At 38.1% G+C, this 21,591-nt stretch carries 23 protein-coding genes and 1 pseudogene; 16 read left to right on the top strand and 8 right to left on the bottom strand.

Features of this window, described 5'->3' with window-relative positions; genetic code table 11:
- The first annotated feature begins 2 nt into the window (after positions 1–2).
- The 4 genes from AC0VZ5_RS17340 (at position 3) to AC0VZ5_RS17325 (ending at position 3,838) form a co-directional block, all read left to right on the top strand.
- On the top strand, positions 3–1,013 hold the full coding sequence (locus tag AC0VZ5_RS17340) for an ArsJ-associated glyceraldehyde-3-phosphate dehydrogenase (protein ID WP_475475082.1): 1,011 nt from the start codon (positions 3–5) through the stop codon (positions 1,011–1,013).
- 9 nt (positions 1,014–1,022) lie between these two features.
- On the top strand, positions 1,023–2,237 hold the full coding sequence (gene arsJ, locus AC0VZ5_RS17335; RefSeq protein WP_475475081.1) for an organoarsenical effux MFS transporter ArsJ: 1,215 nt from the start codon (positions 1,023–1,025) through the stop codon (positions 2,235–2,237).
- Positions 2,238–2,633: 396 nt separating this feature from the next.
- Positions 2,634–3,356: a hypothetical protein gene (locus AC0VZ5_RS17330; protein ID WP_475475080.1), complete on the top strand. Its 723-nt coding sequence runs from the start codon at positions 2,634–2,636 to the stop codon at positions 3,354–3,356.
- Entirely contained in the window at positions 3,356–3,838 is a 483-nt protein-coding gene (locus AC0VZ5_RS17325; RefSeq protein ID WP_198522731.1) for a hypothetical protein, read from the top strand. Before AC0VZ5_RS17330 ends, AC0VZ5_RS17325 begins: the two co-directional genes overlap by 1 nt.
- Before the next feature lie 91 nt (positions 3,839–3,929).
- Here AC0VZ5_RS17325 and AC0VZ5_RS17320 read toward each other — a convergent pair whose 3' ends face one another.
- Entirely contained in the window at positions 3,930–4,067 is a 138-nt protein-coding gene (locus AC0VZ5_RS17320) for a hypothetical protein (protein ID WP_475475079.1), read from the bottom strand.
- Positions 4,068–4,243: 176 nt separating this feature from the next.
- On the opposite strand from AC0VZ5_RS17320, the gene AC0VZ5_RS17315 reads away from it, so the two are divergent.
- From AC0VZ5_RS17315 to AC0VZ5_RS17285, 7 genes are all read left to right on the top strand, one after another.
- Positions 4,244–4,729, top strand: coding sequence for a hypothetical protein (locus AC0VZ5_RS17315; protein WP_475475078.1), 486 nt, complete (start codon positions 4,244–4,246; stop codon positions 4,727–4,729).
- Between the two features lie 42 nt (positions 4,730–4,771).
- Positions 4,772–5,431 carry an SMI1/KNR4 family protein gene (locus tag AC0VZ5_RS17310; protein ID WP_475475077.1) on the top strand — a complete coding sequence of 220 codons (660 nt, stop codon included), beginning with the start codon at positions 4,772–4,774 and terminating at the stop codon, positions 5,429–5,431.
- A gap of 125 nt (positions 5,432–5,556) precedes the next feature.
- Entirely contained in the window at positions 5,557–5,973 is a 417-nt protein-coding gene (locus AC0VZ5_RS17305; protein ID WP_475475076.1) for a VOC family protein, read from the top strand.
- A gap of 128 nt (positions 5,974–6,101) precedes the next feature.
- A complete protein-coding gene (locus AC0VZ5_RS17300) occupies positions 6,102–6,854 on the top strand; it encodes an SDR family oxidoreductase (RefSeq protein ID WP_475475075.1) in 753 nt (250 codons plus the stop codon).
- Positions 6,855–7,143: 289 nt separating this feature from the next.
- On the top strand, positions 7,144–7,857 hold the full coding sequence (locus tag AC0VZ5_RS17295; RefSeq protein WP_475475074.1) for a hypothetical protein: 714 nt from the start codon (positions 7,144–7,146) through the stop codon (positions 7,855–7,857).
- Between the two features lie 118 nt (positions 7,858–7,975).
- Entirely contained in the window at positions 7,976–8,752 is a 777-nt protein-coding gene (locus AC0VZ5_RS17290; RefSeq protein ID WP_256828225.1) for a hypothetical protein, read from the top strand.
- A gap of 355 nt (positions 8,753–9,107) precedes the next feature.
- On the top strand, positions 9,108–9,302 hold the full coding sequence (locus AC0VZ5_RS17285) for a (2Fe-2S)-binding protein (protein ID WP_475475073.1): 195 nt from the start codon (positions 9,108–9,110) through the stop codon (positions 9,300–9,302).
- Between the two features lie 107 nt (positions 9,303–9,409).
- Here AC0VZ5_RS17285 and bfr (AC0VZ5_RS17280) read toward each other — a convergent pair whose 3' ends face one another.
- The 4 genes from bfr (AC0VZ5_RS17280) to AC0VZ5_RS17265 form a co-directional block, all read right to left on the bottom strand.
- Entirely contained in the window at positions 9,410–9,874 is a 465-nt protein-coding gene (gene bfr / locus AC0VZ5_RS17280; protein WP_008112262.1) for a bacterioferritin, read from the bottom strand.
- Between the two features lie 11 nt (positions 9,875–9,885).
- A complete protein-coding gene (gene bfr, locus AC0VZ5_RS17275; protein WP_008466858.1) occupies positions 9,886–10,359 on the bottom strand; it encodes a bacterioferritin in 474 nt (157 codons plus the stop codon).
- 220 nt (positions 10,360–10,579) lie between these two features.
- Positions 10,580–12,718, bottom strand: a complete 2,139-nt coding sequence (locus AC0VZ5_RS17270; protein ID WP_475475072.1) for a TonB-dependent receptor — start codon at positions 12,716–12,718, stop codon at positions 10,580–10,582.
- Between the two features lie 268 nt (positions 12,719–12,986).
- Positions 12,987–13,847 carry a cation diffusion facilitator family transporter gene (locus tag AC0VZ5_RS17265; RefSeq protein WP_475475071.1) on the bottom strand — a complete coding sequence of 287 codons (861 nt, stop codon included), beginning with the start codon at positions 13,845–13,847 and terminating at the stop codon, positions 12,987–12,989.
- Between the two features lie 260 nt (positions 13,848–14,107).
- Here AC0VZ5_RS17265 and AC0VZ5_RS17260 point away from each other — a divergent pair, with 260 nt between their 5' ends.
- The 4 genes and pseudogenes from AC0VZ5_RS17260 (at position 14,108) to AC0VZ5_RS17245 (ending at position 17,152) form a co-directional block, all read left to right on the top strand.
- The gene (locus AC0VZ5_RS17260) at positions 14,108–14,596 is read left to right on the top strand and encodes an N-acetyltransferase family protein (RefSeq protein ID WP_475475070.1); all 489 of its coding nucleotides are present in this window, start codon (positions 14,108–14,110) and stop codon (positions 14,594–14,596) included.
- A 70-nt stretch (positions 14,597–14,666) separates the two neighbouring features.
- Positions 14,667–16,026: pseudogene (locus tag AC0VZ5_RS17255) on the top strand (DNA-3-methyladenine glycosylase 2 family protein).
- Positions 16,023–16,490 carry a methylated-DNA--[protein]-cysteine S-methyltransferase gene (locus AC0VZ5_RS17250; RefSeq protein ID WP_055011925.1) on the top strand — a complete coding sequence of 156 codons (468 nt, stop codon included), beginning with the start codon at positions 16,023–16,025 and terminating at the stop codon, positions 16,488–16,490. The pseudogene AC0VZ5_RS17255 and the gene AC0VZ5_RS17250 overlap by 4 nt, the downstream one beginning before the upstream one ends.
- Positions 16,491–16,567: 77 nt before the next feature.
- A complete protein-coding gene (locus AC0VZ5_RS17245; RefSeq protein ID WP_475475069.1) occupies positions 16,568–17,152 on the top strand; it encodes a thymidine kinase in 585 nt (194 codons plus the stop codon).
- On the opposite strand, the gene ltaE is transcribed toward AC0VZ5_RS17245, so the two are convergent.
- Together ltaE and rlmF are read right to left on the bottom strand one after the other, a co-directional pair.
- Positions 17,135–18,139 (bottom strand): low-specificity L-threonine aldolase, encoded by a 1,005-nt coding sequence (gene ltaE, locus AC0VZ5_RS17240; protein ID WP_475475068.1) that lies wholly within the window; start codon positions 18,137–18,139, stop codon positions 17,135–17,137. The two genes, AC0VZ5_RS17245 and ltaE, sit on opposite strands and share 18 nt — an antisense overlap.
- Before the next feature lie 20 nt (positions 18,140–18,159).
- Positions 18,160–19,092, bottom strand: coding sequence for a 23S rRNA (adenine(1618)-N(6))-methyltransferase RlmF (rlmF, locus tag AC0VZ5_RS17235; RefSeq protein WP_475475067.1), 933 nt, complete (start codon positions 19,090–19,092; stop codon positions 18,160–18,162).
- A 129-nt stretch (positions 19,093–19,221) separates the two neighbouring features.
- Between rlmF and AC0VZ5_RS17230 the strand changes: the two genes are divergently transcribed.
- Positions 19,222–20,130 carry an alpha/beta fold hydrolase gene (locus AC0VZ5_RS17230; protein ID WP_475475066.1) on the top strand — a complete coding sequence of 303 codons (909 nt, stop codon included), beginning with the start codon at positions 19,222–19,224 and terminating at the stop codon, positions 20,128–20,130.
- On the opposite strand, the gene AC0VZ5_RS17225 is transcribed toward AC0VZ5_RS17230, so the two are convergent.
- A complete protein-coding gene (locus AC0VZ5_RS17225) occupies positions 20,099–21,541 on the bottom strand; it encodes a tetratricopeptide repeat-containing sulfotransferase family protein (protein ID WP_475475065.1) in 1,443 nt (480 codons plus the stop codon). The genes AC0VZ5_RS17230 and AC0VZ5_RS17225 overlap by 32 nt on opposite strands.
- Between the last annotated feature and the right edge of the window lie 50 nt (positions 21,542–21,591).

Genomic DNA, 21,591 nt, shown 5'->3' with positions numbered 1-21,591 from the left:
CTATGACAATTAAAATTGGTATTAACGGCTTTGGCCGCATGGGCCGATTAACGCTTAGAGCAGCCTTTGGTTGGCAAAATATTGAGTTTGTGCAAATCAACGATCCTGCTGGCAACGCAGAAACACTGGCACACCTATTAAAGTACGATTCAGTGCATGGCACTTGGTCACAGGATGTATCTAATGATGACAATAATGTGATAATCAACGGTCAAGCTATTCGGGTCACTCAAAATCAAGCAATTAACGATACGGATTGGTCTGAATGTGATGTCGTCATTGAAGCATCAGGTAAAATGAAAAAAACCGTTCTACTGCAAGCCTACTTAGATCAGGGTGTTAAGAAAGTAGTGGTCACTGCACCAGTGAAAGAAGAAGGCGTACTCAATGTGGTGATGGGGGTTAACGACCACCTTTATAATGCTGAACAACACTCAATCGTAACGGCAGCGTCTTGCACCACAAATTGCTTAGCACCAGTGATAAAAGTATTACAGGATAAAATCGGTATCAAACATGGTTCAATGACAACCATCCACGATATAACTAATACTCAAACCATTTTAGATGCACCGCATAAAGATTTGCGTAGAGCGCGTGCCTGTGGCATGAGTCTTATTCCAACCACTACAGGCTCAGCAACGGCTATTACCCATATTTTCCCTGAATTAAAAGGCAAATTAAATGGTCACGCCGTTCGTGTGCCACTGGCAAATGCATCAATAACTGATTGTGTATTTGAAGTTGAGCGTCCAACAACTGAAGCTGAAATTAACGCTTGGCTGAAAGAAGCGGCTGAAGGCGAGTTAAAAGGTATTTTGGGCTATGAAGAAAAGCCGCTAGTGTCAATTGATTATAAAACTGACCCGCGTTCAAGCATTATCGATGCGCTATCAACAATGGTCGTCAACACCACTCAGGTGAAGCTGTATACATGGTATGACAACGAGTGGGGATACGCGAATAGAACAGCTGAGCTTACTCGTAAAGTTGGTCTATCAATAAAAGGGTAATGTGACACTATGAAGCGCTTGGCATCATTATCAGACGATATTAAACAATACCTCGTGGTCACAGGCAACTATTGGGCATTTACCTTAACGGATGGCGCACTACGTATGTTAGTAGTGCTTCATTTCCATGCGTTAGGTTATAGCCCGCTTAGTATTGCTATGCTGTTTTTGTTTTATGAAATCTTTGGCGTTGTAACCAACTTGATTGGCGGCTTCTTAGGTGCTCGTTTAGGGCTAAATAAAACCATGAACATTGGTTTAGCTATTCAAATTGTTGCCTTACTAATGCTAGCTGTTCCCCCTGAATGGTTAACAGTTGTATATGTGATGATTGCCCAAGCGCTTTCTGGTATTGCCAAAGACTTAAATAAAATGAGTGCTAAAAGTGCTATCAAGTCGTTGGTTACCGATGGGCAAGAAGGCACGCTTTTTAAATGGGTAGCTATATTAACAGGATCCAAAAATGCTTTAAAAGGCGTTGGCTTTTTCTTAGGTGGTTTACTCTTAACCTTATTATCGTTTAAAGGTGCAATGCTGCTGATGACAGGTGGTTTAGCACTTGTATGGTGTTATAGCCTTTACGCTTTAAAAAGTGATTTAGGAAAAGCGAAGAGCAAACCTAAGTTCACCGATATATTCTCAAAAAGTCGTTCAATTAACCTTTTGTCGGCTGCACGACTATTCTTGTTTGGTGCACGTGATGTCTGGTTTGTGGTTGCACTGCCCGTATTTTTATCGCAAGCCTTTAATTGGGATCACTGGACTGTAGGCGGCTTCTTGGCGCTATGGGTGATTGGCTACGGTTTCGTACAATCTATCGCACCTAAGGTAATGAATCTCAAAGAAGGGTTCTCGCCTGCTATAGAAACAACCAAATGGGCGAGTTCACTGGCACTGGTTACATTAGGTATAGCCTTATCCCTGTATTTTAATTGGCAAGTAAAAACAGTGCTCATCGCTGGTTTAATGTTGTTTGGTGTACTGTTCGCCATTAATTCATCTCTACACAGTTATTTGATTGTTAGCATGGCAGATGCCGACGGTGTCTCTCTCGATGTTGGCTTTTACTATATGGCTAATGCGATGGGGCGTTTGATTGGTACAGTATTGTCAGGCTGGATTTTCCAGCTATATGGGTTAGCGGCTTGTTTAGCGATATCGTTTGTATTTATTGCATTGGCTGGGCTTTTCTCAACAAAGTTACCAACAACAGCAACTAAATAAGCATATAGCGGATTTAATAACTATCCTATGACACTCATCCGTCAGGGATAGTTAATTAATCCATGGTAATAAGCTTTTAGCTTAACGGTTGCATTGTGGCACAAAACTATTGTCTTTCTAAAATGAGTGAACGTATAAATTAGCTCAAAGGCACCTATAAAGTATTTACGCAAAAGCGTTTTAGGCAGAAATGAGTTATACCTGAATGACTGAACTCACAGCGAAAACCGGACGGTCACCTTTTTATACCAAATGCATTTAAGATTTCCCTGACTTGATGTAAATAGTAATTTGGCTCCTGTATAAGGAACGATATGAGTATCGTGAGATAAGGTTTACTTAGCTACTTTATGTTAATGTAAATAAGATAATAATTAACTTTTTAAGGTTGAAGTAATGGAATATAACAATCTATCCAAGCTTGTAAAAAAAGTTCTCAAAACAGATCAAAGTGGTAATACAACAATGCCCTCAAGACGCGAAATGACAAGCAAAATTTTTGCGTTTATTATGCTTATTCCTGGAATTACTAGCATTGTGATGACAGTAACAAGCGAAGGAGGGGAAAGTATTTTCTTCGCGATTTCTGCAAGCTTCTTTTTAAGTATATCTATATTGCTTTTTGGTCGAAAGAGCCGCTTAGAGTTTAACGGGACAGAAAAACAGCTTAATTTAAAAACCGCATTATGGGGTTACTTTCAAAGAAGTAAAGTTATTACATCGTTTGATACACTATCAATTGAATTAAGTAGTATAGGCGCGCAAGGCCCTTATCAAATTAAGTTTGTTGATCAGTTATATGAATTTAAACAGTATACAGATGCTAAAATGTTCATTTCGTTTTTATATAAAAAATATAATATTATTGCTGCTGAAACCATATCAGATTGGCCAAATAAAACGCCGATAAGGTTTGCTCAAAGCGAATTAGATATTTCACCACAAATTGCTCATGATAGCACAAAAGCTAATTCAAACTCTCATCTGGAAGATGTAGATTTTAATAGAGAGGATCTTGTTTTCATTGAAATATGGGATCGCAAATCGCTAATAAAATTATCCCTGCCATTTTTTGTTTTTACAGCCATTGCCGGCTTAGTTAAATACGGAGTGCTGTAATGTATTTTAAAGAACTATCTAGTGAGCTAGCTATTTATCGACAACCAAGGTTAACTAGATTATTGCTAGTTTTGTTGTGTGGTTTCTTTTTATTTATCGGGCTAATTAATGTGTTTAATTCTGATGAAGCAAAATCATTACCGATATGGGTATCTGGGTTTATATGCTGGCTAGGTTGGAGTGGCTCGTTTGGTGGCTATGTATGTCGTTTTGATCTCGCGAAACAAACCTTGGAATTAAAGTCGAGTAGTTTATATACTATTTTTAAACGTGTTTATCAATTATCAGATATTAAAGGTTTTAAAGCTATACCAAGAAAAGGCTACACACATAACTATAGATTATATGCAGTGTTAACTGATAATACTCATGTTGCTTTCGCAAGCTACAAAGGACGAGGATTTGCAGTTAAGGAGTGTATAAAAATGGCTGACTTTGTCAGTAAGCCTTATCAAATCAATATTGATACAGCTCCATTATAATTTTATGAGAACTAAGTAGCGCGGATTAACATATTTTTTAGAAACCAATGCCAAACGCTTAGTTGTACTCCGGTGTTTAGGGAGTTTAAGCTTAGCTCGCTACAAAAGAATTCGGGTATGAGCGATAATCGGTCATTGAGATTGGCTGAATATCGTCGTTAATTGATTGGTTAAACTGCTCTTTGCGCATATATTCATGAAAATGAGCGCTGAGCGCATATTGGTTCATTTAACTTTACCTAAAAAATTTAGAAAACTTAGTGATAGTAATGCCTTAGGTAATTTGTTAAAACTATATAAAGTAGATAAATGAGCGTTAAGTCGGCAGAAATATGCGCGATGAGCGCACTATTAAATTGTTATATTGCTAAATGAATTCAGTGTGTTTTCAGCTTTGGAGAATAAATGAAAAAGGGACTTGCAGATATATTTGAAGTTGATTCAGTAGCAAAGACTCTAGCCCTTTGTGTGCTTACTATTGGCGCATATTTAATATTTAAGCTTTATCAATTCTCAAACAGCATTAATCAAAAGACCGAACACAGAATACCCAATGTTTTCATCGTAATAACCATTTTCTTATTCACTATATCTTTAGGTAGTTTAATTTATGGCTTAGTTAACCTTAATGAGCCTACTATTTTAAGAAGCTCAATTGGTATTCATGTTGTCTCAAGTATTTTCGACGTTACTTGGATAATTTTGGTGCGTAATCGTATTAATTTAATCGCTGGCTCTAATCGTGGTGATAAGCTTTGGTTAAACCCTTTTATTACGTCAATATTTCATGTGATTTATATGCAGCATAAAATAAATCAAGGGTTGGCAACGTCGCAATATAACAAACAAATTATGGCAGGGACGCACAAACAACGTGCGCCCCATATTTGAAGCGTTAGCTGTTACTCATTTATTCATAAGGAAATGTACCCCATGTTAGAAAAAGCAATTGAATGGTTATCTGTCAATGCTCCAAAAATTGTTGAAGCACTTCAAAGTCCAGCATCAACAAATAAACTTGAAGAATTGGAATCATTAGTTGGATGTAAATTACCAGAAAGTTTAATCTCCCTATATAAAACGCACAATGGGATCAATCCAAATTTGTTTGCAAACTTCGCGTATGGAATACCAATTATTTCTATCGAACAAATAATAGAAAAGGTAACTGAGCTTGAGTCTCCTAATGATGGAGCGATGTTAACCCATTCCGACGAGGGTATAAAAGGTAGTTACACTTTCGGAAAGTTAAGGCTTCCAATAGGAGATGATTCAGGTACTTGTTTGATATGTGTTGACTTAGATCCTGAGAGTAATGGTACATATGGGCAAGTGATATTAATTGATTATGACTGTAATGTGGCATTAAAACTTGCAGATTCGGTGAAAGAATATATCGAGTCGTTTGCATCTGACTTAATAGATGGTAAGTATACTCTGCAAGAAGATGCACTAGAAGATGCACTAGAAGATGCACTAGAAGATGCACTAGAAGATGATGTACATTGGTTAAAGCCAGAGAGTAGTATTGATCCTGGGAATTGGTTTAACTCCCCAACGTGGAAATATGTACCTGGCCACAATCACAGCTAACAAGCAATTTAAATGGAACTAAAACAGTTGGCTCAGTTTCGCTTCGCTACCATTTTAGCCAACAATTTTAGTCCGCTTAATGTGGGCGTTATGCTACCGGCCCGAAATCTTCAATAAGGAATACTATGAAACAGAACATTGTCCATATAGCCTTGGTTGTAAAAGACTACGATGAAGCAATAGATTTTTACGTAAACAAACTCAAATTTGAGCTTATTGAAGATACCTATCAACCTGAGCAAGATAAACGTTGGGTAGTTGTCGCCCCGCCTAACTCTCATGGTGTTACTCTGTTGCTTGCTAAAGCATCGAAACCAGAGCAGCATGACTTCATTGGTAATCAATCAGGCGGCCGAGTATTCCTGTTCCTAAATACTGATGACTTCTGGCGTGACTTTAATCGTATGAAATCGATTGGTATTAACTTCGTCCGCGAACCAACAGAAGAAGACTATGGCACGGTAGCAGTTTTTGAAGACTTGTATGGGAACTTGTGGGATCTGCTCCAACTAAACCCAAGCCATCCAATGGCGAAAAGGTAGAATAACAGACGCCTCGGTAGGGGCAGCCAATGCTTGGTATGTTTATCATACGTTGGTTCTAGGTGGTAACGGTGTTATGTGGAAGCGGGCGTTATGCATTGCCCTAACTCAAGTGAACAAGGGTATTTATGAGCTCTCAAAAAGTAGCAATAATTACAGGAGCTGGACGTGGAATTGGAGCTGCAACAGCACTACTATTTGCTAGTAAAGGTTATGCTGTATGTATCAACTATAAATCAAATTTAAAATCAGCTAATAAACTAGCAGAAACAATAATCGCACAAGGTGGTAAGTGCATTACTGTGCAAGCTGATGTCTCTTGCGAAAATGACGTAACTCGAATGTTTTCAACTGTGGATAAAGAGTTAGGTAAGCTTACAATATTAGTAAATAATGCTGGTATCTTAAAAAAGCAATCACGTTTAGAGGATATGACTGCTGATAGAATAAATTCAATACTCATAAACAATGTCACTAGTTACTTTTTATGCAGTCGAGAGGCTGTAAAGCGCATGTCTACTCGCAATGGTGGTTTTGGCGGTGTTATTGTTAATGTGTCTTCAGGAGCATCTCGTTCTGGTTCTCCCAATGAATATATTGATTATGCAGCATCGAAAGGAGCAATTGATACGTTAACTAAAGGTTTATCCTTAGAGGTTGCAGCTGAAGGTATTCGTGTGAATTGCGTACGACCAGGATTAATTCACACTGATATGCATACCGATGGTGGGGAGCCTGAACGTATCGAAAGATTAAAAAATATCATTCCACTTAAAAGAGGCGGGAAACCTGAAGAGGTTGCCGAAGCTATCTATTGGCTAGCTTCAGAAAAGTCGTCATTCTCGACAGGAAATTTCTTGGACCTAGCTGGTGGCTTATAGTGGATACAAGCAATTAATTTTCTAAAACTGTCCGCTCATGGCACTTTTGCAAAGTTCGGCTTAGAGCGATAAGCCGTCAATCAAGTGACTTGTCATTAACTTAGTAAGAGTAAGAGGACACTTTCCTCTTTTTTACATATTTATATAAGCTACAAAAAGCATAATATTTATAACTGGCAATAGCTTAGATTATTTGTTACTAATATAAGTTAACTAAATAAGGACGTTTTCACGCTAAAATAGGGAAAGTGTCCCCTGATAAATTTGTTAGCATGCAAAGGAGAATATGGTGCAGTGGTCACTTGTAGATTTAAAAAATACCATCTCTGATCTGTATGGTAGAGAACAAGTTAAATTGATTTCTCCTTCATTAGAATCAATTTTCCAAAACCAAGACTTTGCACGTTATCACTACTCAGAACTTAATCGTTTGGTTGAAGAGCATTTTGATGGATTAGACGATAAACAAGATTACTTAAAATTAATTTTAACAAACGATGTTGATGTAAGAAATAAAGAACACGATTATGGAATAGCTTATAAAGCTAATATTATGGCGTTGCTTAAAAACCTGCACAGCATACCTGACTTGCTAGCCCATGCTATTTATTTTGCTTTAGGTTTAAACTTGAAAGCACAAACTCAAATCAATCCAAAATATTTAAACCTCAAAAAAGTAATGGCTAAATTAGGCAGTATTAATGGCGCTAGTGATTTAGTTAATGATCTCAATGCGTTAACTTCTCACGAAGACAGCATATATTTAAACAGTCTAGTGAATCATTCGAAACACAGATCTAATATCGCACCTAACTTGTCTTATGAATTAGCGAAAACTGGCGTTGATGCATATAAATTTTCATTCCAAGAGTTCGACTACGGTGATGTTTCTTATGGTTCTAAGTTAGTTAAACCGTTTTTAAACAATATGTATAATTATCAAAGTGAATCAATCATAAGAATAGGAAATAAACTAAATAGTCTGGCACAAGTTGCATGCTAACAAGAGAATTAATCGTGATTCGCAATAGTTTGGCATTTTTAGTTGCAAACAACGCAATAAAATTGCCAAACTAAACTCACACATTATTCAGGCGTTATTAGCCATTAGGGATAGCCTCGTGAATTTCTTCAAAAGATGGATAATTAAATCACTTCTCAAGAAACCAGCCCCAGATAGGATTCCTAGATCTGGAGGTAAAGCTAAGAAGGTTGATTGTAATGTTGTCTATATTCGAGCAAAAGACGAGTCATGGACTATTTTCTGTAACGAAATTGATTCGAAAGGAGTTACTGGTAAATATTGGCTTAATGGAGAAGATTATGGAGAACTATCAATTCCTTGGGCTTGGCTCATTGACTACGATTTAGATATAACGCACTTTTACGGAATATACGACTTACGTTACTCTTCAATTGCACAGTATATTTTGGAAGGCATATTACCTTGGGATAGATTGAAAATTTTTCTTGGTAAAGTTCAACAATTCCTATTTAATCGCAAGGAGTTGGTGCGCTCTGAAAGGATAGAAACTCTCAAATTAATTCTTGAAGAAACCATTGAAAATAGAAATTTCACTGTAAGTTCAGTTTCTCTATCTGGTCTTCTATATACACAAAAGTGGGTCTTTCACCCTGACAAATCTAGGCAACTTGCGTACAACGATTTGTTACTAAAGTCTCTCGCCGATAGCGGGGAGTTAGCTTCAGTCCAATACGGCTTTAAATTATCACCTAAAGCTCTGGTGACTATATCTGAATATGAAGAAGATCAAAAAAGACACAGAGATAATTTGTCTCAATCCAGCGCTACAAAGTGGTTAACTTTTGCATTAATCATCGTAGGGCTTGTACAGGCGGGTGTAACTTATTATGGCGTTTATAAAAATGGCTCATAACAAGGGTCTAAGGTTACGACAGTCCGCTTCTGGCACAAACCGGAAATAGCCCACGCACTAACCCTGTATTTATACATTAAGGCTTCTTCAGACTTAATGTAATTCATTTTAATCATTCAACTATTTACCTAATCATACTTAAATTTAAGGCGAGACTTTAGTTAATAAATCTCAATTTAAGTGCCATACTTCGAATGAAATTCAAACAATTCTCAAGCTGCCGCGAATTCTCAACTTAAGTGGCGCTGGCTAAAAAAAATGCAAAAAATTCAAATTTTATAAAAAACCAATTGATAACTATTTTCGTTTAGATTAATATAAACCTACTAAATGAAATTGAGAGTTGTTTGTATTCATGTATGTTTGTCTTTGTCACGGTGTGACCGATAAAAAAATTGAGCAAACCATCGACGATGGTGCTACTACCATGCGCGAGCTAACTAAAGAGCTTAAAGTGGGCACCCAGTGCGGTAAGTGTTGTTGCTGTACAAAAAAGATCCTCAATCGTAAACTGATTCAAATTGCAGATATAACCGATCAAGTGGCTTAATAGTAATCTACATAAATAGGCCTACCTAAACGAATTGGTATAACATTTAAAAATTAAACATAAAAAAAGCAGCCTTAGCTGCTTTTTTTTGTATTTATAACTTTAACTTACAGTTGCGATTGTAAGTAGTTTTCAAGCCCAGTGTTTTTGATCAGTAGTTGCTGTGTTTCTAGCCAATCAATTTGTTCTTCTTGCTCATTTAAAATGTTATCGAGCGCTTCACGGCTAATGTAATCTTTTTTACTCTCAGCTAGTTTAATCGCAGCACGAAGCTCATCTACTGTATCAAGTTCAAAGCTCATGTTAGCAGCAATCATTTCTTCGCTGTTTTCGCCTATACGTAAACGTCCTAAATCTTGAAGGTTCGGCAGGCCTTCTAAAAATAAAATACGCTCAATTAAACGATCTGCGTTTTTCATTTTTTGTATCGATACTTTGTAATCAGCTTTGTCTAGTTTACTAAAACCAAAATCTTTAAACATACGTGCATGTAAAAAGTATTGGTTAATACCCACAAGCTCATTAGCAAGTACTTTATTTAGTGCTGCAATAACGTCTTTATCGCCTTTCATAATGTAAGTCCTTATTCGCCCATTTGAGCTTGGTGATAGTTTTGAGTGCCAATTTTATCAATCAGACCCAGTTGTTGCTCTAACCAGTAGACGTGATCTTCTTCGGTATCAAATAATAGCTTTTCTAGAATTTCACGAGATTGATAATCTTGCTGTTGTTCACAGATAGCAATAACTTCTTTAACACACTCAACCACTTCAAGTTCTAAGGTTAAGTCGTTTTGCATCATGCTTTTTACATCGTTACCAATTAACAGGTCACGACGTTTGGTCATGTTTGGTACGCCTTCTAAAAAAAGAATACGCTTAATTAGCCAATCAGCGTGGTCTTTTTCTTCTTCCATTTCATGGTTAAGACGCTCATAAAGTTTGTTTAAGCCCCAATCGTCGTACATACGAGAATGAATAAAATACTGGTCAATAGCAGCTAATTCGTTAGCTAACAATGTATTGAAGGCGTCGATTACTTTTTGATTACCTTTCATAGCGCTTATCCTAAAAATTCTAATTGTGGCTAGTCTAGTATATAGGCACAGAATTGCAAGTAATTTACTTATAAATCATATGGTTAATATTGAGTTTGATTCTCGTTTAAGTTTGCATTGCTGGTTAATAAACGGACAGGTTGTTATTTGTATTTTAGATCAGCAAGTTAGTTGAGGGTATAAGCGCGTTCATACCGTAAAAGTATGAACGCGTAAGTGATTAAAATTGATAAGTAACACCCACTGTGGCCGTTGTACCTAAACCTTTAATGTTGTATCCACCATAGGTGTAAGATTGCGCACGGGCAGGGAAGTAGTCTTGGTTAAATAAGTTTTCTACCCCGATAAAACCTTGCCAACTATCTGCAAACTGATACTGACCACTTAAATTAAACACAGTGTAGTTATCGACAGGCCCCTGATCGCCAACATATTTACCATTATCATTAGGCTCAAAGCGCTTTCTATCACCCACATACAAGTAACTTAATGTTAATGATAGGGCATCCGTAGGTTGCCAGTTAAGATTGGCTGTGGCTTTTGGTGGGCTGATTTGCTTAGAGCCTAAATATATATCTGCTTCAGTATTTTTACCTTCTACATAACTATACGTTGCCAGTAATTTAAGAGATGGGCTTATGGTGTAGTCTACTAAGGCTTCATAACCCCAAATTTCTTGAGGTGCTCTAACCGGTTCATAAACACCGGTTACTTCATTAAATTTGTTTGTAGTACCAAGCTCAGAGGTGCTTCGATATGCTGCGACTTCTAAACGAACAGCATCAAATTGAGAATTAAAACCAATTTCATAATTATCGATAATTGAAGCTTGTGTTTGAATAAGGCCTATATCATTTACTGTGGCAGAGCGAAGCAGGCGGCCAATATCTGATATATCAGATCCCTGTGAGTAGTTTAAAAAGGGGCTGAATTTTTCATCTAGATTGTATTTAATGCCCACGTTATAGGTCGTAGCATTGTAATCAACCGTGTCGCCTTTTACGCTAATTGGCACAGAGCATTGCGTGGCCGTTTTACATAATTTAAGCGTGCGATAATCATCTACGCTAAGGTCGATATTTTCTTTGCGTACACCGGCCTTTATTATTAAGTCATTAGCAATAACCCACTTAGTTTGTAAAAAGCCCGCGACACTTTTCATGTCCATTTCTGGCACCCAAACACGCCCATCAACCAGCGGTTGTGCAGTTACATCATTTAACGCATCAATTCCGTAAATAAATGACGCTTCAACTGAGTCAAAGTCTACCTGGGTATTAAAAGTTGCTCTGGCGCCTTTTTTTTCTGAACTTATAACTGATTGACCACCTTGATAATTCTCATCAGGATTGGCAAGATTTGGAGAGAAGAAAAACACATTTTCTATATCTTGCGTATAGAGGTCTAACGTCATTTGTGTGTTTTCAAGCAGTGCGTAGTCGGTGTATTTTAAGGTTATATTTTCGTTGCCTTCTGGCCCTTGTGGTTTACCTTGCTTTTGTAATTCTGACGGCACATGAATGGCGTAGGTTTTTTCTCCTAGGCTCATATCACCAACAACATCGCCTAAGTCGGTTTTTTGTTGTGAACTGAAGTAGTTATAACTAAATTGGAGTTGCTTTTCATCATCAAAGTCATAGCCAAGCTTAGTGAAGTAATTTTGTGTAACGGCATCAGATAAACCATATTGTAAACCGAGAATATCGCCTTGCGAATCGCGTTGTACACCGTTTTCTTCATAACTTGCAGTTACTAAGTAGCTAAACTTATCGGCACGACCATTCAATGCTGCAGATAACCTTGCGCCTGCGCTTTCTTCAAGTTTTACCGCACTAAAACGACTCGATAAGCTTATTTCACCTTGGGTTTGCCCATCACTTTGCGCTTGTTTGGTAATATAGTTAATAATTCCGCCTGATGCGCCGTTACCATAAATTGACGTTGCCCCTTTAATGACCTCTATTCGACCTATTGCGCTTGGATCTAAGGTTTTTACCCCTAATGATCCGTTACGCAGTGGCGTTGACTGTGGCACGCCATCAATCATGATCAGTGGGGCACGCCCGCGTAAAGTTTGTCCTGAATTACTTGAGCTTCCAGTATCTGGAGCAAGGCCGGGAACCATTTGTGCTAAAAGGCTTTGTAATTCTGGATTAACTTTTAAATGCGCTTCTATTTGCTTTTGACTAATAATAGTTATGGAAGCAGGGACTTCATCAATACTTTCAAAAACACGACTACCCGAAACAATAACGTGCTCCATTTCTGTTTGATTTAAATTTCTTTGGATCGTTGATTCGTCTGCAATACTGGCGCCACTGACTATTAATGCTATTAAGCTCAGAGATGTTTTAAACATGCGGGTCCTTCGTTTGAATGGTTTTAGTTGTATTAATGATGGGCGCAATATTAAGAGTAATTTAAAGTAAACGCAAGGTTAATGATAATTGTTTTTATTTGCATGTATGCTATTGCAAACTATAGGGGGTCAGATATGACATTGTGTTAAAAATAGATGCTCGTAACGGCAGTTGATTATTGTTAGCAGGTCTTCTACGTTTTGTTGCACAAGGCATAAAAATAAAGATGCGATTAGCTTTAATTACAAAGTAATTTGTATAATCAAACTAAGGTGAACAACACTCAATTACGCAGTGTTCAATTGCAAATTCATCATGTAAATAGTGTTTTATGGCATTAAGCTCAATAGGGGTATCTGTTTGCATCACAATTTCACAGTGAGTGGTAGTATCGTCCAGTTGCCACGCTTTTATTGATTTTATTTGCGTAATAGCAAACTGTTGCAGTAATTTATTGCTGATAAGTTGCTGGTCAAAACCAATGGGGGCTGCCTGCATTAAAATGCTGCAGCTGGCTTTAAGTAATAATACACCATGATAAATAACGTACAGTGATATTAAAATGGTCGCTATTAAATCAACTACATACCACTGGTATAAAATAATTAAAGTACCCGCAATAATAACGACTATTGATGCCATTGCATCAGACACATTATGAATAAACGCCGCCTTTATATTCATGTTGTTTTTAGCGCCAGCTTTATAAGTTAATAACGCAGTGACTAAATCAATGAGTAGTGCTACTGCCGCAACCCATACAATGATCCAGCCATTGATAGGTTGGGGGTTTAAATAACTATTTATGGCTTCAAAAATTAAATAACCACCGATGACTATTAACGTAGTGCTATTAAAAAGGGTTGCTAGTATCTCTGCGCGTTTGTAGCCAAAATGATGGGTTGTATCAGCCTGTTTATTGCCAATTTTTCGAGCAACGAGGGCAATAAAAATAGAGGCCGCATCACTTAGGTTATGTAATGCATCGGCAATTAATGAAAGGCTGCCAGAAAATACGCCGCCAACAACTTGCACTGCAGTCAGTAAAACATTTATAAATACGGCAAGAGTGAGCTGTTTATCACTTTGGTTATCATCAACGTGACTGTGTGAGTGACCATGACCCATTTTAGTTAAACTCCCTTATTGCTTTACTTTTTACCCATAATGACAACTTTTTACCATTTATAAAAGCGCTGTTTTAATTTGTTTTTTAGATATCGTAATGGCTAAATTTAAATAACCCCGTGATAGTTACGTATTGAATATAAAAACGATATGCTAGGGTATAAATAATTGTATTAATGGCTTAAGTTATCATAATTATTTAGGCACTTTTTTATTTTGAATTTAATAGGCATAAAAGTCGTTTTGAAGGGTTAATAACAATGAACACAGCAATAGAAATTCGCGATGCACAGCCAAGTGATGCAAAAACAATTTTGCATTTTATTAATGAGCTTGCCATTTACGAAAAAGAGCCAGATGCAGTTAAAACCAATGAACAAGCAATTTTAGATACACTGTTTTGCGACGGCGCAACAGCGCACAGTTTAATTTGTTTACAAGATGATGAACCGATTGGTTTTGCGGTGTATTTTTACAACTACTCTACTTGGTTAGGTAAAAATGGTCTCTATTTAGAAGATTTATATGTTAGCCCAGATAGCCGTGGAAATGGTGCCGGTAAAGCTATCATGAAAGAGCTGGCAAACAGAGTAATAAGCAAAGACTGTGGCCGCTTTGAGTGGGTAGTGCTTGATTGGAATAAACCCGCGATTGATTTTTATAATAGCATGGGTGCTGAGCCACAGAATGAATGGATTATATATCGTTTAACGGGCCAAGCATTGATTGATTTTGCAAACAAAGATTAGTACCGAATATGGCCAGTAATATACCTAGTTTTTGTTAAGCTAAGCGCTACATAATTTATAAGAGCAATTTATGGTTAATCAGCATTGGCAAAAAGCGCGTCAGAGCCGCGATGCGCGTTTTGATGGGCTTTTTTATGTAGCGGTAAAAACCACAGGTATTTATTGTCGGCCAATTTGCCCCGCGCCCACTGCGCATGAAAAAAATGTAACCTACTATCAGTTTGCGCACTCTGCTGCGCAAGCAGGGTTTAGGCCTTGTATTCGTTGCAGGCCCGATAGCGCACCAGGTAGTGCTGCTTGGCTGGGATCAAAAACCACAGCATTGCGTGCTAAGCAGTTAATTGATCAATATCACGAGTGCGATTGTGAAGTGCTTGCTGCGCGTTTAGGAATAAGCAGCCGCTATTTAAGGCGGCTTTTTTCTCAATATTTTGGTCTTTCAGTAACTCAATATCGGTTATTTAATCAATGCCATTTTGCAAAAAAATTGATTCAAGAAACCAGCTTACCGCTTACCGCTTACCGAGATAGCGTTTGCTTCCGGCTTTAAAAGTGTGCGACGATTCAATGATGCTTTTTTAAAACAACTTAATATCGCGCCCTCAGCGCTCAGAACCGCCAAGCACTCAACTGATCTTGGGCTCACCTTAACTTTGCCTTTTCGTCCGCCATATAATTGGCAAGCATTGCATGGGTTTTTAGCAAAACGACTTATAGAGCCAATAGAGTGGTTAACGCCAACCAGTTATGGGCGTACTTTTACTTATAAATCGTCTAGAGGCCGCTTTAATGCTGAATTTATTGCAGATAAACATCATTTTCGGGTGCAAATTGATATAGATAATACGCAATATTTACAGCCAGTTATTAACAACATTCGCCGTGTACTTGATTTAGATGCAGATACTTATTTTATTGAGGCGCATTTAAGCGAACACATTAATAATGCATTCCCACTTACTAAAGGCTTAAGGTTACCGGGTATTTGGTCAACCTTTGAAGCGGGTATTCGCGCTGTGTTAGGTCAGCAGGTGAGTGTAACTGCGGCGCATAATTTAGTGACTCAATTAGTGCAACAGCTTTCGGAGCAACAAGAGGGAAAGGTGTACTTTCCAACACCTGAAGTAGTGGCAGGTAGTGATTTTGCTTTTTTTACAATGCCGCAGGCACGTAAAAATGCACTGCATAATCTCGCTGAATTTTGTGCTATTCACCCCAAGGAGGATGATTTAGACCAATGGCTTACTTTAAAAGGAATTGGCCCTTGGACGGTTAATTACGCAAAACTGCGCGGTCAAAGCCAACCCGATATTTTACTTGATGGCGATTTAGGGGTTAAAAAAGCCCAAGCGGCAGCAAGCTCGTTTGAATCTGCGAACTGTGCACCATTTCGATCTTACTTAACTTTTCAACTTTGGCAGCAATTATGATAGTGCAAACCAGTTTACCCAGCCCGATTGACGATATTATTATTCAGGCAACTGAAAACGGTATTAGTTATGTGGGGTTTTATCCACCGACCAGTTATGTCAGTACGCCTTTAAATAAGGTGACTAATTCACATGTTTTATCTTGTGTGGCGCAGCTTAATGAGTATTTTGCTCATACGCGTACTGAGTTTGATTTAGAGCTTGATACTGGCGGCACGCCATTTCAGCAAAGCGTATGGCAGGCATTACAAAGCGTACCGTTTGCTAAAGTGGCAACCTATAAAGATATTGCCATACAATTAAATAATCCTAAAGCAGTGAGGGCGGTGGGGGCTGCAAATGGCAAAAACCCAATCAGTATTATTGTGCCGTGTCACCGCATCATTGGTGCAAATAAAAAGCTAACTGGTTATGCTGGTGGCCTAGAGCGTAAGCAATGGTTACTAGAGCACGAAGCAAAATAAATAAAATAGCGTTTCCAAATTTGTATTCTCTGCACTTTAGGGTAGCATAAGCGCACTTTTTATTTGAAGGCACGGCCATGGCGCAATTATACTTTTACTACTCTGCAATGAATGCAGGTAAATCAACCACTTTATTACAATCAGCGTTTAATTATAAAGAGCGCGGTATGGAGCCGGTGATCCTCACCGCAGCCATTGACGATAGAGCAGGAGTGGGCAAAGTATCCTCACGTATAGGCCTTCAAGCAGATGCACATATTTATGATGCGGATAAAGACGTATACGAGCTAATTAAATCGCTCAATAGTGATAAAAAACGCCATTGTGTACTCGTGGATGAATGTCAGTTTTTATCTAAAGATCAAGTTATGCAGTTAACCGATGTAGTCGATGAGTTAGGTATTCCCGTATTGTGTTATGGCTTAAGAAACGACTTTAGAGGTGAGTTATTTAGCGGCTCGCAATATTTACTTGCTTGGGCTGATAAGTTAATAGAACTTAAAACGGTGTGTCATTGTGGGCGTAAAGCAAATCACGTATTACGTACCGATGAAAATGGCGAGGCTATTGCCGATGGCAACCAAGTAGAAATTGGCGGCAACGACCGTTATGAATCGGTGTGCCGCAAACATTATAAAGCCGCGTTAAATATGTGCCGTTAAGGCTTTAATAAAGGTATCTATATTCGCTTTGGTAATACCTAAATGGGTTACTAGCCTAAGTTGCTTACTTGGGCTAAACACAATGTCCTGTGCTTTTAAATCGGCTGCTAGTTTTGTGATGTTTATGCTGTTATCAAACGTAGCGTAAACCATGTTTGTGGTATTACTCATGTTTACATTAAAACCTGCCACGTTATTTAACTGCTTTGCTAAATAACGTGCATTAGCGTGGTCATCGACTAAACGTTGAGTGTTATTTTCTAAAGCATATTGCCCCGCAGCAGCTAATATACCCGCTTGGCGCATACCGCCGCCAAGCACTTTTCGCCAGCGTCTAGCTTTGGCTATCAATGCTGTTGAACCAAGCAATAATGAACCAACAGGTGCACCTAATCCTTTTGATAAGCAAATAGATACAGAGTCAAAATGTTGGGTTATTTCTTTAATATCAACGTTAAGCTCGGCAGCGGCATTAAAAGCGCGAGCGCCATCTAAATGCAGTGCTAAGTTATGTTGGTTAACAAATTCGCGTGCTTTGAGTAAATAATCAATACCGAGTACTTTACCACCTATGGTGTTTTCAAGGCTTAACAGGCGGGTTTTTGCAAAGTGGCTATCATCGGGTTTAATTGCTGCAGCAATTTTAGTAAAACATAGACTACCATCGGCTTCATTTTCAATAGGCTGTGGCTGAATAGAGCCTAAAACAGCAGCACCACCGCCTTCAAACTTGTAGTTATGAGCACTTTGGCCACATATATACTCATCGCCACGTTCACAATGGGCCATTAATGCAAGCAGATTTGTTTGTGTGCCTGAGCTACAAAAAAGTGCATCTTGCACATTAAAGCGCAGTCGAGCATAGCCTTCTAATTGGTTTACACTTTCATCATCACCATACACATCATCGCCAACGGGGGCATGATACATAATATCCCGCATTTTGCTGCACGGTTTTGTTACTGTATCTGAGCGAAAATCTATCATGAGGTGTCCTTATATGGCTTTTATACTAATTCTTCACAAATTTGTTCTCGGGTGGCTTTATCAAAATAGCTCCATGCAATAAAGCGACTGACTTTTTGCCCTTGTGCCATTTCAACAATTTTAAATTCACTAATAGGCTGTTGTTTTAGCTGTGCTTGTAAGGCTGCTAGAGTTTCTTTTTTAGAAACCAACGAGGTAAACCAAATTACTTGGTCACTGTAATCACGGCTTTCTTTGATCATGTTTGAAATGAATGCTAATTCACCACCTTCACACCACAGCTCATTACTTTGTCCGCCAAAATTAAGTGCTTGCGAAGGCGCTTTGCCTAAGTTTTTCCATTTACGTTCACTGCCTTTATTGGCTTCTTCTGCACTGGCGTGAAATGGCGGGTTACACATCGTTAAATGATACAAATCTTTCGCATTAACCACCCCTTTAAAAATATGCTCGGGATTTTTTTGTTGTTTAAGCGTTATTTTTAGATTATTGAACTGAGCGAGCTGCTTGGCTATTTTTATTGCTGCAGAGTCTATGTCGCTGCCAGTAAAGTGCCATTGGTATTCGCTATTACCCGTTAGCGGGTAAACTAAGTTAGCGCCAGTGCCTATATCAAGCACTTTAATTTGTCGACCAGTGGGAATAACCTGCTGATTATCTTCGCTGAGTAAGTCAGCTAAGTAATGAATATAATCTACTCTACCTGGAATAGGTGGGCATAAGTTATGCTCAGGAATGTCCCAAAAGTTAATGTTGTAATGACTTTTTAATAGCGCCTGATTCAAGGTTTTAATAGCTAAATTATTACTAAAATCAATACTTTGATTGCCTGCTGGAGTCGTAATTAAAAAAGCAGTTAACGAAGGGGTTTGCGAGGTAAGCAAATTAAAATCGTAACCATTTTTGTGTTGATTGCGCGGATGTAATTTAGAACGAGCTGATTTTGCTTTCATGAGGCTTTTTTAACAACAGGAATAAAAGCCAATAGTAACAAATACAGACAGAAAAAGTGCATAATTTTCCCTTTGGCTTACCAGTTATTACTGGTAGGATGAGTTGTTAGCAATTATAAGGAATTCGCTTTGGCAGTTACTCAAGAGTCTGTTTTTATTAAATTAGGTGACCATCAAACACTGCATTTGCGCCGTATCGCAAACCAGCAGCCAAGTGGGCCTGTGGTGCTATTAATTCATGGCGCGGTAGAAAATGGCAAAATATTTTACACTCATAGCAATAAAGGGTTAGCGCCTTTTTTAGCTGAACAAGGGTATTGTTGCTACGTTGCTGATTTACGTGGCCGTGGTGAAAGTAAGCCTGCCATTTGTAAACAAGCACGTTATGGACAAACTGAGGCGATTGTTGAGGATATTCCGGCATTCATTGAAAAAATTGAACAGTTAGAGAGTAAAAAACCTGACTTTTTAGTTGCTCATTCTTGGGGGGGGGTGTTGCTTAATAGCGTGTTTGCTCGCTTTCCTGAGCTGATAAACGATGTAAAAGCGTGTGCCTATTTTGGTTCAAAGCGTTCGCTATTTAATAACCACCCCAAAAAGTTATTTCAGGCCAATTTGATTTGGTATTTTATGGCACCAATTTTAGCGAAAAAACATGGTTATTTACCGGCAAAACGCTTAAAGTGGGGCAGTGACGATGAAACTCAAAAGTCGCATTATCAAAGTATGCAGTGGGCTAAGCAAAAGCCATGGGTAGACAGTGATGACGGCTTTGATTACGCTAAAACATTAGCAAACCTCACGCTTCCTCCAACGTTACATATTGCGGCAGTAAAAGATAAAGCATTGGCACAGCCTATCGATATTCAAAAGTTTATTGATGAGTCAGGTACTGGGGTGCAAAAAATGCAAATATATGGCCGCCGCTTTGGGCACAAAGTAGATTACGACCATATTAATATGCTTACTCACCCACAGGCACGCCAAGAGCAGTTTATGGATGTGCTTAATTGGTTTGAGGCAACGAGAGCAAACTAAGTAAAGGTGCTTCATAACGCTGCCACTTATCAAGGCTTTTGTTATTTACAGGTTGCCTGATGGCATGTTTACTAAGCGTTGTAACTGCGCTTTTATTTTTGTAAAAGTCTAAACAAGTGTGTTCAAATTCGCAGCCCGTAAAACTCAATAGTGCGGTTAATTGTTCCTTTTGATTTTCAATTAGCTGCTCATAACTTAAATTATAAATAGCTAAGCGGTTAAACTGCTGCCAATGGCTCATTAGTTTTTCATAAAGCTGATGATACAAAGTAAACTCATTTAAATCACAAAAATAGGGTTCGTTTTCAGCAAAGTAATTAGTAAACACTGAAAAGGCGGTTGCGTGAAAGTTACGGGTCAGGTTAATAAACTTAGCATCTGGGAATAAAATATAAATTAGCCCTAAGTTTTGGTAGTTGCTCGGCAGTTTATTGATCACAAATGGGCAGTTGCCCCCAAAAGAGCTTAACGTTTCTAAATAAATATCTCTGGCTTGGTTAATTAAAGGCGTTGTTAGTTTAGTTAAGCATTGAGGGTAGCGTAATCTTGTTTTATGTTCTAAAAAAGCAACTACCTTACTACTAATACTCGTGTCTTCTCCAAGCGTTGCCCATTGACTGTGCCCTGATAACATTTGCTCAAGTAGGGTTGAACCGCTGCGTGGCATGCCAATAATAAACACGGGTGTGACAGGGTACTGTTTATTTAGTTTTGCTAAATTGAGCACACTTTCATTGTTATATTCAATAAGTTGATCATAAAACTCAATTAAATTCTCAGTATTAAATTCACTGAGTTTACGTTGTTGCTGATTGGCAATAACAAAGTAATTAAATGCTTGATCAGTATCATCTAACTTGTCGTAACTTTTAGCTAAAGCATAATAACAGACCATTTTTAAGCGTAGGTTATTTGTTTGCGTTAAAAAATGGTGTAACTGATCAATGTAATTATTTGCTTTATTAAAGCGCCCTAATTGTACCAATTCAAATAAAACATAAGCTGTAACCGGTGCTATCCCAAGCTTTAATGCCTCCTCAAATGTGGCCTGCGCTTTATCAAGCTCGCCAAAGTTTAAATAGTGCTGAGCTAAATAATAATGAGTGTCTGGGTTTTCTGTAGCAATACTGGTTGCGTATTCGAGTACTTTTTGCGCATCTTCAGGGGAGTTGACCGCATTAAATGCATCACTTAGTGCATATAAGGGTTCTAATTCATAGGGTAGATGCTGACACGCCCGTTGTAGTATATACACAGCGGCATCAAATTGTTCTAAACGCAATGCGACCTTACCTAGACCAAATAGGGCGTCACCATTGTCTGGCTCTGATTGTAAAAGCGTTTTGAAATGAAACTCAGCTTCTCTAAGCTTGTTTTGTGATAATAACTCATTTGCTTTTTTTAGTAGCATAATACAACTAATATTCTTTTTATTTACTATAACCCTAACGCCATAAAAAA

It is taken from the genome of Pseudoalteromonas sp. QJM3NY_12 (assembly GCF_056173165.1).
This window is presented reverse-complemented; position numbering and strand designations above follow the sequence as displayed.